The following is a 15,846-nucleotide window of genomic DNA, read 5'->3' as shown; positions in this document are numbered from 1 at the left end:
AATGACGCCATCGTGTTTATCCTTGTTGAAGGAGTTATCCATGAGAGCGCTATTAATTGACGACGAGCGTCTGGCCTTGAAGCAGCTTCAAACGATGCTGGAATCCGAAATCGGCGGCGTGGAAGTGGTCGGAACATGTACAGATTCGTTGCGTGCTATGGGGTTGGCGACGGAACTTAAGCCGGATGTCATTTTTCTGGATATTACGATGCCGGTGGTTAATGGTTTGGAGGTAGGCGAACAGCTTTCAACGACCGTTCCGGAGGCGAAGATCGTATTTGTAACCGCTCACAGAAATTATGCAGTCGAAGCATTCGAGCTTGAAGCGTTGGATTATATCATGAAGCCCATCTTTCCGAACCGGCTGCGGAAAACGGTGGAGCGCGTGCGGGAAAGCTTGTCCAAGACCGAAGATGTTCGTCCCGACTCCGACTGGCCGACCGTTTGCTGTTTCAACCAGTTGATGGTGGAGATGCCTCTCAAAGATCGGCAGGTGATGAAATGGCGAACGGGTAAAGCGGAAGAATTATTTGCCTTTTTGCTGCATCATCGCAACCGTCTGGTCGAGATGGAAGTCATCATCGAGTTATTGTGGCCGGGCATTCCTATATCTAAAGCGCTGCAGCAGCTCTATACCACGATTTATCATATTCGCCAAACGTTAACGAACGCGGGACTCCATGCGATTACAATCAACAGCAAAAGAGGAGAGAGCGGCGGAAACGGCTACGTTCTTACACTAGAGGAGACACGGATCGACGTTGTCGATTGGGAGGACCGGATCAAGCAGCTGCGAAAGCCAGATATTTCTCAAATTCACGAGCACGAGCGTGTTTTGGATATGTACAAGGGCGACTACCTTGGCGATTATCCCTTTTTGTGGGCTGAGCACGAAAGGGAAAGGCTTCGCCGCATATGGCTGAGCCATATGCACTTAGTCAGTCAGTTTCTTATCGAGCAGGGGGAGCTTAACCGCGCAGTGCTGATGAATTTGCAAATGCAGCAGCGGTATCCTTTTGACGAAGACAGCTATTTTACGTTGATGAAGCTTTATGACGCTATGGGAAAACGGTATGAGGTCGAAACGCAGTTTAACCTTCTGACTGTCAGATGGGAGGAAGGGCTGGGCGCTGCCGTTGATGAGCATATTACGGAATGGTACTTGAACTGGAGTGGGGGGAAATGATGCTCGGAGTGGAACATCATTGGTTTCCGGCATAATTATTGCGTTTTTGAGCTCAATATCTAGCCGCCGCTTTCCTTTCATGGAATGGATTGGCTTGGGCAGAAAAAGGACCTGGCGGTTTCGCCAGGTCCTTCGTTTACATGCCGATGTAGCGGCTGTATAAGCTTTTGGCGGCGGTCGGGTCGTCCGTTCCCTGGACGATTACGCGTCCATCGGGAAAAAGCACGAGCGTATGCTCGGCATCCGGACGGAATTTGAGCAGGAACGGATTCACTTCCGTTTCGCCGATAACGCTGAACTTGTCCGCCCATTCGGCAAGCTCGAGCTTGCGAGGGACGATCGGGTGAATTTGCACCGAATTTCGTCCGCACATCGACTGGATCGTTTCGCCTTCATACTCGGCGTCCAAATATTCGAAATGGCCGTGGCCGCATGCCGGACAGTCCGTTTTGCGGGCCTTGGAGACGTCTACGGCCGCGTGCTGATTATGCCACAGGTCGAAATGGACCATGCGTTTATTCAGGCTTTCGCGGTCGCCGACGAGCAGCTTAAGCGCTTCAGTGGCTTGGTGCGAAGCGACGACATGGATGATCGGTCCGATGACGCCTGCGGTATCGCATGTTTCCGTCGTTCCTTGCGCCGGCGCTTCGCCGAACATGCAGCGGAGACAAGGCGTTTCGCCGGGAATGACCGTCATGCTGACGCCTCGCGAGCTGACCGCGCCGCCATAAATCCATGGAATGCCTTTCTTGATGCTGAAATCATTGACCAGAAAACGAACGGCGAAATTGTCCGAGCCGTCAAGAATGAGATCGACGCCGCTTAACAGCGTCTCCGCATTGGTCGGATTCAGATCCGTTACGTGAGGCTCGATCTCTACGAGTCCGTTCGTCCGGCTCAGACGTTTGGCTGCGGCCGTAGCCTTGGGTGCGGATGTGCGGGCATCTTCTTCGTCATACAGCATCTGCCTCTGCAGATTGCTCATCTCGACGAAATCGCGGTCGATCAGCCGCACGTAGCCGACTCCTGCCCGCACCATATGATTGGCCAGCACGGTGCCCAAAGCCCCCATACCGACGATGGCGACCCGGGATTGCATAAGCTTCCGCTGTCCCTGCGAACCGATTGGCCGGAACAGCGTTTGTCTGGAGTATCGGGAGCCGGCCATCTCGTTTTCGGATGCCTCATTGTTATTGTCAGCTGACAAGTGGCCTGGAGCTTCGTTTGATGTCATGATGAAGAATCCTCCTTGCGTACGCTCTCTCTATTTAGTGGCGTTTCGTTTATATTCGCAGATCCGTTCGCGGAATCGGCGGACCGTTCGTCCGCCGACAGCGGGTTCCACGGTCCTTGCTGGTGGCCTTTCCATTCGGAGCCGTTTTCCCACACTTCCTTCTTCCAGATCGGAACGATCTGTTTGAGTCTCTCGATCGCATAACGGCTTGCTTCGTAGCATGAGGCGCGGTGGGGCGAAGAAACGGCGATAACGACGCTGATCTCCTTAATATCGACGACGCCGAGCCTGTGCGTTATGGCGCATTTGGTCCCCGGCCAGCGTTCGAATATTTCCTCTCCGATTTGCTTGAGCGTAGCAATCGCCATCGGCGCATACGCTTCATACTCCAGGCGGACGGTGCGAACGCCGGCAGTTATTTCCCGCGTCGTGCCGATGAAGGTGATGGCCGCCCCGTGATTGGGATCCAGCACCTTGGACGTTACCTCTTCTACGGAGACGGGAGCATTCGTCAAGCAATAGAGCTCCATGGCAGAGCCGCTCCGTTCCTGCTCGTCTTGTACCGTGTCCTGACCTCCGGAAACGGGCGGAATAAGTGCGATCTCATCCGTCTCCGAAATCGGAACATCGTCTGCCGAGTAGGCTTGGTTGACGGCTATAAAGCTTATCGCTATAAGGTCGGATGCATGGGGATGGACGCGTGCGAGCGCTTCTTTCAGCATGCCGGTCCGCAGCGTCCGGCCGTTCGGCTGCGGCTCGAGCTCGAGCGTTACGCGCGAAGCGCCGATCGCGTCCGCGAGTCCGGCAAACAAATGTATGGTAATCGGCATGATCGATCCGGCTCCTTTGACTATTATGAAAGTGACTGGCGTTCATTCATCCATCATAGCATTCCTTTTTACCGGATGAAATGCCTTTGCGGGTATATTTTGCGGGGGAGGTTCCGCCATTATATAATGGATAAATGAGTCAGTTAAGACCGGAGCGAATATCGGGCTCCGAATGGATAACCGGGAGGGAAAGCGGTGAACGTTGTCGTCGTAACGGAAGGAAATCGTATGGAGCAGTACGGTGCGCCGCAAATGGCCGAAATGGCCGGGGAGCGGTTTGACATTGCCGAGCGCGTACCCGAAGCCGAAGGAACCGCATTCGATTTCCATGCTTGGTTTGAAGCGTGGAGGAAGGCCGGGAACGAGAGTGGGAGCGGGATGCCCAGCCATCTGAAAGTTGAAGCTGCCGACGAGTTTGCGGCCACGATTCCGTGGTATGAGCTTGGAAAGGCCGCTTTTGTGTATGAGTCGAATGGCAAGCCGCTGTCCAAGGGATTCCCGCTGCGGCTTTACGTCCCGGACGGCAGCAGCAAATGCCTGAATGTTAAGAGCGTCGTGCGGATTGCGCTGCTTCACGAACCGGGAGCCGGCGACGCCGCTTACGGCTTTATGAACCGGGTAAGTCCGGACGAAATGCGTATAAAAAGGTAAACCATGCTCCCTAACAATATTGCGTCGGGAGGTGTATCGATTTGACCGATAAACTGCTAAAAGTAACGCTGCTTCATACGAACGATATCCACAGTCATTTCGAAGAAATGCCGAAAATCGTCTCCCTTATGCAAAGGCTTAAATCGGAGCTGGACGAACGATATGTGTGTACGGTCGATGTAGGCGACCATATGGACAGAATGCGGAGCGAAACGGAAGGCACGGACGGAATCGCCAATATCGCCGTCATGAATCAAACCGGCTATGAAGTGACGGTCCCAGGCAATAACGAAGGGCTGACGTTCACGAAGGAATCGCTCGCGGAAGCGTACGGCGAGCACGCGCATTTTCCCGTCGTGTGCAGCAATTTGTTCGAGTCGGATACGGGGCTCCCGCCCGTTTGGCTGCATCCGTTCAGCCTGCTGCGCAAAGGGGAGCTGACAATCGGCTTCATCGGGTTGACCGCGCGGTATACCGAGTTTTACAGTCTGCTCGGCTGGCATATAACCGATCCGTTCGCGGCGGCGGAGGAGACGGTGAAGCTGCTGCAAGAGAAGGCCGATATCATCGTCGCACTCTCCCATCTCGGCTATGCGAACGATCAGCGCTTGGCTGCGGAGGTGCCGGGAATTCATGTCATATTGGGAGCTCACACGCATCATCTTTTGCCGGAGCCGGTGCGGATCGGCGACGCTTATGTTTGCGCCGCAGGGAAGTTCGGCCAATATGTAGGCGAAGTCGATATCTGGTTCGATTTGCAAAGGCGCTCCGTCCGCAGCGTAACAGGCCGCTGCCACTCTGTCCGGGATGAAGTGCCTGATTCCGGCATGGAGCGTTTGATAGGCAGCTATCGGCTTCAAGGGGAACGGTCGCTTAACCGGGTAGTCGCCGCCCTTGATGAACCGTTAGCGATCGATTGGGAGAAGGAGTCCGGGTTAGGCAATCTGCTTGCTTCCGGGGTAAGGCGGTGGACCGGAAGCGAAATTGGTCTCGTCAATGCCGGACAGCTGCTCGGCAGCTTATGCGCCGGAGCGGTGACAAGAGGGGACTTGCTGCATATTTGCCCGTCTCCGATCAATCCGTGCCGGATGCTGCTGACGGGACGGCAAATCGTGCAGGCTCTGGAAGAAGCGCTGCTGCCCGAATTTATCGATAAGCCGCTGATGGGCTTCGGCTTTCGGGGCAAACGTCTCGGAACGCTTTGCTTGGACGGCATTGCCGTCAGGTATGTTGCGGACGCCGAGCCTTACCGCAAGATCAGGCAAGTTACCGTGAACGGCGTTCCGATGATCGAGGAGCAGGAATATGCGGTCGGCACGCTGGATATGTTTACGTTCCGGATCGGCTATTTGTCCTTAAGCGAAGGGCGGGAGGTCAGCTATTACCTGCCGGAATTTATCCGGGACGTCCTTGAAGAGCAGCTTCATAACCGGGAGGCTTTACTCGGCTGCAAGGAACAACGATGGCTGCCGGTGTAGTTCAAGCTTGTTTGACGGCGCAATGCAGGTTAGAATGAAAAAGGTTGTACCGCATAAAATGGTATAAGCTTACTAACCTGTATGCGAGCTTTTCTCATTACTTTCTGGGAATTAGTAGGGAGGATATTCATTTGTTAGAGTTGTGGAAGTCGATTATTATCGGAATCGTAGAGGGCTTAACCGAGTTTCTGCCAGTATCCTCAACGGGACATATGATTTTGGCCGGTCATATGATCGGCTTTACCGGGCCAAAGGCGGATACGTTCGAGGTTGTCATTCAGCTAGGCGCCATTCTGGCCGTCGTTGTGCTGTACTGGCGCCGTTTGCTCCGGCTATTCGGCATTCAGGATGCCGCGACGAAAGCGAAGCCGGGACCGAAAATGAATTTGATACATATTTTGATCGGTATTTTGCCGGCGGGTTTATTCGGATTTCTTCTGCACGATTATGTCAAATTGCTGTTTATGCCCGAGACGGTATTAATCGGCCTGGTCGTAGGCGGTATCTTCATGATGGTGGCGGAAAAAATCCAGCCGAAGGTCGTAGCCGAGGACATGGACGCGATTACCTACAAGCAAAGCTTATTTATCGGGATTGCCCAGCTGTTGTCGTTATGGCCAGGCTTTTCCCGTTCGGGATCGACGATCGCCGCAGGCATGCTCGCCGGAACCAGCAGGGTGGCGGCTGCCGACTTCACGTTCATTATGGCCATCCCGATCATGGTCGGAGCGAGCGGCATCGATATGCTCAAAAATTATAAATTGCTGACGTCCGACGATTTACTGTTTTTTGTTGTCGGCTTTATCGTTTCGTTTATCGTCGCGCTGCTTGCAGTCGCCACTTTCATCAAGCTTGTCGGCAAACTGAAGCTTACTTATTTTTCTTATTACCGTTTCGCGCTGGCTGCAGTCATGCTTATTTATATTTGGATGGGCTTGTAATCGAATATCGGACTCGCGGTCTTCATAGGCCGCTTGTTCGCATAAGCTCCGACGGCATTTGAAGTTTGCGGAAAATGTCGATATTCGGAGTTTTTTGTTGTAAAATGACGTAAAAGGCAGCGGATAGTGTTGCTCTTTTATGCATAATCCATTAGAGTAAAAGTGAATGAGCTTTACATACAGATACAGATTGCGAGGCATATTATGCGTTTGTTACCGATCGGAATGTGCCAGCCGGGGATGCGTCTCGGCAAATCCATTTATAACGAAGAGGGCATCGTGCTGCTCGGCCGTCATGTCGAATTGACGCAACCGCTGTTGGAACGATTGGGGCGGTACGGCATCGATTTTTTATACATAGACGATCCTCGGACGGAGGATGTTGAAGTCAGCGACCTGCTTAGCGACGAGACGCGGCTGCAGGCGATGCGAACGATTCGCGGCAATTTCCGTAAGGTAGTGGAGGAAACGACGAAGCGCTCCTCGTTTCAATCGTTCCTCGGCAAAGAGTTCGGCAAGCTGATCAGCATGCTGATCGACGACTTGAGTTCAAGTAAAGCGGCTATGATCATGCTGACAAATATGCAGCTGCGCGATCATTATTTATATCAGCACTCGCTGAACGTATGCATATATTCGACCATGCTGGGCTTGTACCACGGGTACTCCCGAGACGAATTGGCCGTGCTCGGGCTAGGCGCCATCCTTCACGACGTAGGGAAGGTTCATGTTCCGCTCGATATATTGCGCAAGCCCGGCAAGCTGACGGACGACGAATTCGATTCGATGAAGCAGCATACGGATATCGGCTTCAAACTGCTAAAGGACGAGCCGAATATCCCGCTGCAAGCCGCACATTGCGCTTATCAGCATCATGAACGGATCAACGGAAGCGGATATCCGCGCGGACTGAAAGGGGAGGACATTCACGAATACGCCCGGTGGATCGGTATAGCGGACTCTTATGACGCCATGACGACCAGCCGCGTCTACCGCCAAGCGATGCTGCCCCACCAGGCTCTCGAAAGGCTGTATGCCGGATCGGACAGTTTGTACGATCAAGATAAAGTGGAAATTTTCCGCGACAAAATCGCCATCTACCCGATCGGCGTAACGGTTAAGCTGAATACGGGGGAGAGCGGCGTCGTCGTCGATTTGAACTCGACGTTCCCGCAGCGGCCGATCGTACGTATTCTCCAGAACGAGACGGGCGAAGAACTGACGTCTCCCTACGAAATCGATTTATCCAAAAAGCTGAATTTGGTCGTCACTTCGGTGTTCGATTCGAAGGTTCAGATCGAACAATAGTAGGTGCCATAACGACAGTCAGCCGCAACCGGGCTGGCTGTTTTCCTATCCTCCGGACCGCTTTCGAATTTGCGGCGCAGCAGGAAAAATGGGACAATAAGGATACTGCATAAAGACAGACAGAGACGGGAAGTGGTGGCTGCACATGAGAATGTCTTCGGATTCCGGTATTTTTTGGAAGTGGGGAAAAGCGATATACCGATATCGCAAATGGGTCGTTGCGCTGTGGATCATCTTGTTTGCATCGCTTGTATTGTTCGCCCAGAAAGCGCCCGAGCTGTTTACGGACAACGGCTTTACGCCCAAGGGAAGCCGCTCCGATAAAGGCATGATCGAGCTGCAGGATAAGCTTGGCTATCCCGCTGCGAACTTATCTATCGTGTACGTCAGCGAGCAGAGCAAGCTGACCGATCCCGAAGCGCAGGAGCGGATTTTGGCTTCATTGAACGAGCTGCGCGAGCTTCCGTACGTCGCGGATATAAAGCCGCTTGCGGCCCCGCGCCTAGATGCCGAAGGCGGGGAAAACGTTATGGCGATCGGGGTCACGTTCCATTTGACGACGGATGAAGCGCTTGTCCGCTATCCCGAAGTAAAGAAGCTGATCCGGGCGCCTGACGGCATGCAAGTTTATGTTACCGGCGGCACCGCAATCATGTACGACATGCAGCAGGCGAGCAAGAAGGATATCGTCAAATCGGAAATCATCGGCTTGCCGATTGCGCTGATCGTCCTGCTGATCATTTTCGGAACGGTCGTCGGCGCCATGCTTCCGTTAATCGTAGGCGTCACAAGCGTTACGGTGACGCTCGGGATTACATACTTCATCGCGAAGGAAGTTTCGCTTTCCAATTTTTTGCCGAATATGGTGACGATGCTCGGTCTCGCGGTCGGCATCGATTATGCGCTGTTTCTGGTCAGCCGCTTTCGCGAGGAGCTCAAAAAAAGAAGCGATGTCGAAGAGGCCGTAGCGATGACGGCCCAAACGGCCGGCCAGTCGATCTTCTTCTCCGGCGTGGCCGTGCTGATCGGTTTATTCGGTATGCTGTTCATCGATTTATCCATCTTCCGAGCGCTTTGTCTCGGCGGAGTCATCGTCGTGACGGTATCGGTGGCGGTAGGGAATACGCTGCTGCTCGCGCTGCTAGGCATCTTCGGACATTCGATCAACAAATGGCGCGTGATTCCTAAGCGATTCGTTAAAACAGGCGGTTCGCGGCTTTGGGAAAAAATCGCCTACGCGGTCATGAAACGCCCGATCGCGCTCGTGCTGGTTACTAGCGCCGCACTTATATGGCTGATGCTGCCGCTTGGCGGGATGAAGCTCGGCGTACCGGGCGCGGACGTGCTTCCGCCAAGCTACGAGTCGCGTTACGGTTCGGATCTCATCGATAAAGGTTACGATTCCCGCGAGCTGAGCCCGATCCAAATTGCGGTTCAGACGGAGCTAGAGGTTTGGGAGGAAGGGTCGATAGCTGCGATAGACGCCTATACGGCAAAGCTGAAGCAGCTTCCCGGCGTCAGGGACGTCAGGAGCTTTCAGAGCGTGTTAGGCAATCTCCCTGCCGATCAGACGGCTGCACTCGTTAAGCAGGAATCCGTCCGAACGCAGCTGGAGGAGCAGAGGCTGGCCAAAGGCCGTCATGCCGTTATCGCCGTTATTCCGGAGCGGGGGCCGCGAACCGAGGAAACGGAGGAGCTGTTGCGCGATATCCGCGGATTGGACGCCGGACCGCTGCAAACGCTGGAAACGGGCGAGACCGCGTACCGTATCGATATTTTGGACAGAATTACCGGCGGTTTGCCTTACGTAGTCGGATTTGTCATGGTGGTAACCTATTTCGTGCTGCTGGCGGCGTTTCGTTCCGTTCTGCTGCCGCTTAAGGCGGTGCTGATGAACGTACTCAGCCTTGGGGCAAGCCTCGGCATCGTCGTTACCGTATTTCAGCACGGATTCCTGGCCGATTTGCTGCAAATTACGTCGACCGGTTATGTGACGAATACGCTGCCGGTCATTATTTTCTGCGTCGTATTCGGGATATCGATGGACTACGAGGTGTTTCTCCTTTCGCGTATCGCGGAAGAATACGAGCAGACCGGGGATAACGAGCAAAGCACGGCTGCAGGGCTTAAGCTGACGGGCAGTCTCATTACGAGCGCGGCGTTTATTTTGGTCGTCGTCGTCGGGGCGTTTATTTTTACGGATATCGAAATTATTAAGGCGCTTGGTCTCGGGCTGTCGTTAGCCGTGCTGATCGATGCGACGATCATCCGCATTTTGGTCGTGCCGGCGCTTATGAAGCTGCTGGGAAGGGCCAATTGGTGGGCGCCGTCTTGGCTGAAACGATAAGCCGCTCGTTTTCTTTTGGGCGCAGTTACGTTACAATTGAATATATCTCCGCTGAGCGGCATGACGCTTCGCTTGAACGTCTGCCGCAGCGAGGGCCCGGGCCCGGTCATCCATTAAGGGACGGGGAAATCAGACAGTCAGGTGTGAGCAATAATGACGAATGAACAACCGAATCGCATAGCCTTACAAACATTGGATACTTTAATACCATTAAGTCCGTCTTACGACCCGTGGGATCCGCTGCTTTCTCTTCGCAAATACGGCCGCCATGTGCTGACCAGCGTAGAAATGACGGTTACGAATTTGTGCAACATGCGCTGCGAGCATTGTGCGGTGGGCGATGCCCTCGTGATGACGGAGGGGCCGAAGCTGCCGCTCAGCCTGATGCTGAAGCGACTGGACGAGGTCGAGCATCTGGAAACGATCAGCATTACCGGCGGAGAGCCTTCCTACCAGGAAAAAACGGTGAAGGAATATATTATCCCTCTGCTGAAATATGCCCGCGACCGCGGCGTCCGTTCGCAAATCAACTCGAATATTACGCTCGATTTAGCCAGATACGAGCTACTGCTGCCGTATTTGGACGTGATGCATATTTCTTTTAACTATTTGACTGCCGACGACTTTCATCAAGTCGGCTTTGCCAATGCGGGCCGTCCCGTCGGACGGGAATCCGCCGCCAAGCTGTACGAACGGATGATGAACAACGCCGTCGAATTAAGCAAAGCAGGCATGTTCGTTTCCGCCGAATCGATGATCAATACCCGGACGCACGAGAAGATCGTGGACATTCATAAGCTGATCGATGAAATGGGTTGCAAGCGTCACGAGGTTCATCCGATGTATCCGAGCGCATTTGCCGCACATTTGCCGATGGTATCGCTTGAAGAGCTCCGCGCTTCCATTCACCGCTTGCTGGACGGCCGCAATCGCGACATGTGGATGCTGTTCGGTACGCTGCCGTTTTTCAGCTGCAGCCCGGCAGAGGCGGATCGGGAATTGATCGCCAGACTTCGCCGCGAGCCGAACGTGACCGTGCGCAACGATCCGGACGGCCGCAACCGGCTGAACGTCAATCTGTTTAGCGGGGACGTTTATGTAACCGACTTTGCCGATTTGCCGGCGCTCGGCTCCGTCCATCGCGACAGGCTGGAGGGCGTATTCGGCCGATGGCTCGACCATCCGCTCAACGATACCGTCAATTGTTATTGTCCGGCTGCCGATTGCTGCGGACCGAACCTGCTGGTCGCTCATTCCTATTACAAGGACGTCAATTTCAAACAACGGAAAGCGCTGCTGTAACCCTTTCGACTACATTTGCGCTTCTGTAAAGGAGAGTACCCATTGAACGCGCCACATTTTGATATCGCCGCCATCATATGGAACGTACTGCTCGTTGTCGTGCTTGTGTTTTGTAACGGCTTCTTCGTTGCGGCGGAGTTTGCGCTCGTGAAAGTGAGGCAGACCCGGCTGCAGGAGATGCATAACGAAGGAAATAACCGCGCCAAATATGCGCTCAAGGTGACACGCCAGCTGGATGCGTATTTATCGGCGACTCAGCTCGGCATTACGCTTGCATCGCTTGGACTCGGCTGGGTCGGGGAGCCTGCGATATCCAAGCTGATCGTCGAACCGATCTTCGAAAGCTTCGACTGGCACAATACGGCGATCAGCGAGCCGGTTTCGTTCCTGATCGCTTTCTCCGCCATTACTTTCATGCATATCGTGCTTGGGGAGCTTGCTCCCAAGTCGCTCGCGATTCAGAAGCCGGACGCGACCTCGCTCTGGCTTTCGCAGCCGCTGCTTTATTTCTATAAGCTGTTCAAGCCAGCGATTTGGGTGCTGAACGGCGCGGCCAACCGCCTGCTCCGCATGATCGGCATCCAGCCGGCAAGCGAGCACGAAGCGGCGCATACGGAGGAAGAAATCCGCATCCTGATGAATCAAAGTGCGCGGAGCGGGATCATCGACAAGGACGAAATGGCGTTGTTCGATAATATTTTCGAATTTTCCGATCGTCTCGCCCGCGAGATTATGCTGCCGCGCACCGATATGACATGCCTGTACGCGAATTTAACGTATGCGGATAATATGAAGCTGGTATACGCGACCAAGCATACGCGTTACCCGGTTGCGGAACGGGATAAAGACCAGATTATCGGCTTCGTACATATAACCGATCTGCTGACGGCGGATCCCGATGAAGAGCACGAGCTTGCCCAGTTTATTCGGCCCATTCTGACGGTTCCGGAATCGATGGAGATCAGCCGCGTCCTGAAGCTTATGCAGCGCAAAAGATCCCAGCTTGTCATCGTGATCGACGAATACGGCGGGACGGCAGGCTTGCTGACGGCCGAAGATATATTGGAGGAGATCGTCGGGGAAATTCAAGACGAGTTCGACGATGAACGGCCGATGGTGGAGGTCAAGGGCAGCACGACGTCCGTCGACGGCCGCGTCCTGATCGAAGAGCTTAACGATATGCTGGATATTGATGTGGAAGACGACGAGGTCGATACGATCGGCGGCTGGCTGTTCAAGAAGCTGGAAGGGATGCCGGTCAACGGGAAGAAGATCGAATCCGGCGGCTTCATTTTTGAGGTAGCCGAGGTCGAAAGGCTGCGCATCGTGCGCATCCATATTTATAAAACGGATAAACAGGTGAACGGCTGAGCCGGCCGCCGATCGCCTGGTCGACCCGCAGCGTGAAAAGCCGGTACGGGGGAGGAAGCTTGCATGTCGCTCAAGACAGTCCTCATCATGGTGCTCAGCTTGGCTTTTTTGTACGCTTTATTTACCGTGGGTGCGCCTTTTCTGCTTGCGATCGTCATTGCGATTTTTCTCGAGCCTGCCATTTCGCTGCTGATGGCTAAAGGGCGAATGAACCGTCTGGCGGCTTCGACAATCATCTGCTCGTTATTTACGCTCGTGATGCTGGGCTTATCGTATTGGCTCGGCGTGAAGGTCATTTCGGAAACGATCGACTTTATGAAAAACGCGCCGGCGTATTTCAACGAAGCCAACGCCTACGTGCAGCAGACGATGGAGCGGACGCAGCTGTTCTACAACTCTATGCCGCCGGAGCTCGCGGAGCAGGCGCAGACGTGGCTGGAAACGATGCTGAAAACGCTAACCGATACGCTGAACAGTATCGTGCGCTCGATTTCGGGTTATTTTTTCAACATTGCGGTTAAGATTCCGAACCTGTTTATATTTTTCACCGTATTTTTCGTCTCGATTTATTTGTTTTCGATGAATTTGACCCGGCTCAAAGCGTCGTTCCTTTCGCTCTTTCACGAGCAGTCCGTCGAGAAGGTGGAAAAGGTGCTCGTCAACCTGCGCAAGGCGATTTTCGGGTTTATTTTCTCGCAGGCGATAATGAGTGCGCTTACTTATGTGCTCGTGTTTTGCGGCTTTGCCCTGCTGGGCGTTTCATTTCCGCTCGCCTTGTCGCTTCTGGTCGTAGCCGTCGATATTTTGCCGGTGCTCGGCGTGGGCTCGGTGCTCATACCGTGGGCGATTTACAGCTATATCGTAGGTGATTCCTATCTCGGCACGGGGCTGGTCATTATGTTTCTCGTCATTCTGGTCGTGCGCAGAGTGGTGGAGCCGAAGGTGCTCGGCAATGCGGTCGGCATCAGCGCGCTATCGGCGCTCGTCAGCCTGTACGTCGGCTACAAAATCGTAGGCGTCGTCGGACTGTTTCTCGGGCCGATCGTCGTTATCGTCTACGAGGCGATGCGCAAGGTAGGCTTGCTGAGCATCAAGATCAAGCTGGAGGATTAGCAACGTTGCTCTAAGGCAGCGGGCGGAACCCCATACCAGATTCCCTCGCCAACGTGCAATCGTTGTTCCTAGCACCAAAAAACCGTCCGTGGTTGTTTACGGACGGTTTTTCTTTGAAGATGAATAATTTATATGATGTTGGGAGATGGCTTACTTATCTCAACAGAAAACATTTCTTTCGTTGATTTTCAAATTTTTCAGTAAACACGCCAGTCCCTTACAGGACGGCAAAGCCGTTCAACCCTACGCTGCAATTAAGGCCGAACTATATGTTGTAGTCCGAAATAGCCCACTTGGAGCAAGGAATCGAGGTTCGCCTAACGCTGGAATCCGATTTTGCCGGCTTGGAGAACGGATTCACCGGTGTGCCAAGCAAAATACACCCTGCAAGTAGGTGTTTTCGGACTACAGGCGGGGAAAGGAAGCCGTACTCGATTCCAAGTGGGCAAAATCGAAATGCAGCACATACAAGCGACGAGCAAAGATGGGCAAGAGGGTATGAATACCGGTTAGAGGAGCGGTAAATGTCAAAGACGTGGCAGGAAGCACCGAAGACGAACAAGAGGTAATGGGTATGGGGGCCGGCAAAGGAGCTTCGCTATGGGCCGCCTTTGAAATCGTGTTTCTACCTGGTAATAAGTTCAAAGAAACACGATTTCAAGAGCGGCTGAAAGCCTGTACCCATTGCCTCGCCAACGAACAAACGTTTATCAAGCACCAAAGCCGCCGCAAGGCGGTTTTCTCACGGAGGAAACAGTCCGCAACGGAGTATTATTTCGTATAGTTATCGAAATAACCTTGAATAAATACGACAGGCGTTCCTTTATCGCCGCTGCCGGACGTCAAGTCGGACAATGAACCGATCAAGTCGGTCAATTGGCGGGGAGTCGTTCCTTGCGATTCCATCGCCCCGACCAGATTGTCGTTTTTGTTGCGGATATAGTCCGATATCGCCTTTTTCAACTCGTCGCCGCGCAAGTCCGCAAAATTATTGTCCGCCAAGTATTTCAGCTTGACTTCGTTTGGCGTGCCGGCAAGGCCGGAGGTAAAGGCGGGAGAAACGACTGGATCGGCAAGCTCCCAAATCTTTCCGACAGGGTCTTTGAAAGCGCCGTCGCCGTAGATCATGACTTCAACGTGCTTGCCCGTTTTTTCAAGCATCATCCGTTGAATGTTATCCACAACCGGCTGGCAATTGCGAGGGAACAGCTTGACGCTCTCTTCCGTCGATTTGTTGGAGCCAAGCAAGCCGTACTTCTCATTGTAGCCGCTGCCGTCAACGGAAGCCGACAAAACTTCATCCAAGCTGTAGACGTTCTCGGCGCCGTTTGCTTTCAAAATCCGCTTCGTGCGGAAACGCGTATGCACATCGCAAGCGAGTACGTTTTTCGTATAGCTTAGTATGCTTTTCGGATGGTTGGAAAAGATGATTTCGCATTCGATTCCGAATTGCTCCACAAGCGATTTGTAATACGCGATATAGTCGACGCCCGTGAACGTATGCATCGGCGATCCGAAGTGCGAGCGGAATTGCTCTTCCGTCAAGACGTCCGTCCAAGGATTGATTCCCTTCTCGTCCAGCGCTTCGAGATCCACCAGCTCGTTCCCGACTTCGTCGGACGGATAGCTGAGCATCAGGACGATTTTTTTCGCGCCTTTGGCGATGCCGCGCAGGCAGTTGGCAAACCGGTTGCGGCTCAAAATGGGAAATAACACGCCAATTGTGCCTTCTCCAAATTTAGCGCGTATGTCGGCGGCAATATGGTCAATGGTGGCATAGTTCCCTTGCGCGCGTGCGACTACGGATTCCGTCACCGTTACAATATCCTGGTCGCGAACGGCAAAGCCTTCGATTTCGGCGGCTTTTAGAACGCTTTCTACAATAATATCCTCAATGCGGTCCCCTTTATTGATGATCGGGCAGCGGATGCCGCGAACAACCGTTCCAACAACTCTTTCCAATTCTGTCCCTCCTCAGTGACTACAACCTGGATAGGTAAACCAGTTCATTCAGTACTATAACGTAAATGTATACAATAAGTAAAATGAATGTATTTTATGTCCGCTATTAGCTGTGTTGATAGG

The 15,846-nt window shown here is 53.4% G+C and carries 13 protein-coding genes; 10 read left to right on the top strand and 3 right to left on the bottom strand.

The features are described from left to right. Positions 1 to 40 precede the first annotated feature (40 nt). Entirely contained in the window at positions 41 to 1,186 is a 1,146-nt protein-coding gene (locus tag DQG23_RS04755) for a response regulator (RefSeq protein WP_113029672.1), read from the top strand. A 136-nt stretch (positions 1,187 to 1,322) separates the two neighbouring features. On the opposite strand, the gene DQG23_RS04750 is transcribed toward DQG23_RS04755, so the two are convergent. Both DQG23_RS04750 and DQG23_RS04745 read right to left on the bottom strand, forming a co-directional pair. Further along, a complete protein-coding gene (locus DQG23_RS04750; RefSeq protein WP_113030007.1) occupies positions 1,323 to 2,354 on the bottom strand; it encodes a ThiF family adenylyltransferase in 1,032 nt (343 codons plus the stop codon). Positions 2,355 to 2,416: 62 nt separating this feature from the next. Next, positions 2,417 to 3,250 carry a molybdenum cofactor biosynthesis protein gene (locus DQG23_RS04745; protein WP_113029671.1) on the bottom strand — a complete coding sequence of 278 codons (834 nt, stop codon included), beginning with the start codon at positions 3,248 to 3,250 and terminating at the stop codon, positions 2,417 to 2,419. A gap of 195 nt (positions 3,251 to 3,445) precedes the next feature. Here DQG23_RS04745 and DQG23_RS04740 point away from each other — a divergent pair, with 195 nt between their 5' ends. The 9 genes from DQG23_RS04740 to DQG23_RS04700 all read left to right on the top strand — a co-directional run bounded on the left by DQG23_RS04740 (position 3,446) and on the right by DQG23_RS04700 (position 14,545). Further along, positions 3,446 to 3,901, top strand: coding sequence for a molybdopterin-dependent oxidoreductase (locus tag DQG23_RS04740; protein ID WP_238177751.1), 456 nt, complete (start codon positions 3,446 to 3,448; stop codon positions 3,899 to 3,901). Positions 3,902 to 3,942: 41 nt separating this feature from the next. Further along, positions 3,943 to 5,379, top strand: coding sequence for a bifunctional metallophosphatase/5'-nucleotidase (locus DQG23_RS04735; RefSeq protein ID WP_238177750.1), 1,437 nt, complete (start codon positions 3,943 to 3,945; stop codon positions 5,377 to 5,379). Positions 5,380 to 5,510: 131 nt separating this feature from the next. Then, the gene (locus DQG23_RS04730; protein ID WP_113029669.1) at positions 5,511 to 6,320 is read left to right on the top strand and encodes an undecaprenyl-diphosphate phosphatase; all 810 of its coding nucleotides are present in this window, start codon (positions 5,511 to 5,513) and stop codon (positions 6,318 to 6,320) included. Positions 6,321 to 6,524: 204 nt separating this feature from the next. Further along, on the top strand, positions 6,525 to 7,628 hold the full coding sequence (locus DQG23_RS04725; RefSeq protein ID WP_113029668.1) for an HD-GYP domain-containing protein: 1,104 nt from the start codon (positions 6,525 to 6,527) through the stop codon (positions 7,626 to 7,628). A 145-nt stretch (positions 7,629 to 7,773) separates the two neighbouring features. Continuing rightward, a complete protein-coding gene (locus tag DQG23_RS04720) occupies positions 7,774 to 9,975 on the top strand; it encodes an MMPL family transporter (protein WP_113029667.1) in 2,202 nt (733 codons plus the stop codon). A 153-nt stretch (positions 9,976 to 10,128) separates the two neighbouring features. Next, positions 10,129 to 11,277 (top strand): radical SAM/CxCxxxxC motif protein YfkAB, encoded by a 1,149-nt coding sequence (yfkAB, locus tag DQG23_RS04715; RefSeq protein ID WP_113029666.1) that lies wholly within the window; start codon positions 10,129 to 10,131, stop codon positions 11,275 to 11,277. A gap of 42 nt (positions 11,278 to 11,319) precedes the next feature. After that, complete coding sequence (locus DQG23_RS04710; protein ID WP_113029665.1) at positions 11,320 to 12,648, top strand: hemolysin family protein; 1,329 nt, start codon at positions 11,320 to 11,322, stop codon at positions 12,646 to 12,648. Between the two features lie 63 nt (positions 12,649 to 12,711). Next, positions 12,712 to 13,761 (top strand): sporulation integral membrane protein YtvI, encoded by a 1,050-nt coding sequence (gene ytvI / locus DQG23_RS04705; protein ID WP_113029664.1) that lies wholly within the window; start codon positions 12,712 to 12,714, stop codon positions 13,759 to 13,761. Positions 13,762 to 14,335: 574 nt separating this feature from the next. Further along, positions 14,336 to 14,545, top strand: coding sequence for a hypothetical protein (locus DQG23_RS04700; protein ID WP_113029663.1), 210 nt, complete (start codon positions 14,336 to 14,338; stop codon positions 14,543 to 14,545). Here the strand turns inward: DQG23_RS04700 and DQG23_RS04695 are convergent. After that, positions 14,533 to 15,723, bottom strand: coding sequence for a coenzyme F420-0:L-glutamate ligase (locus DQG23_RS04695; RefSeq protein ID WP_113029662.1), 1,191 nt, complete (start codon positions 15,721 to 15,723; stop codon positions 14,533 to 14,535). The two genes, DQG23_RS04700 and DQG23_RS04695, sit on opposite strands and share 13 nt — an antisense overlap. Positions 15,724 to 15,846 lie beyond the last annotated feature (123 nt).

This window comes from Paenibacillus contaminans, from assembly GCF_003285015.1.
In the GTDB taxonomy this organism is placed as follows: domain Bacteria; phylum Bacillota; class Bacilli; order Paenibacillales; family NBRC-103111; genus Paenibacillus_V; species Paenibacillus_V contaminans.
This window is presented reverse-complemented; position numbering and strand designations above follow the sequence as displayed.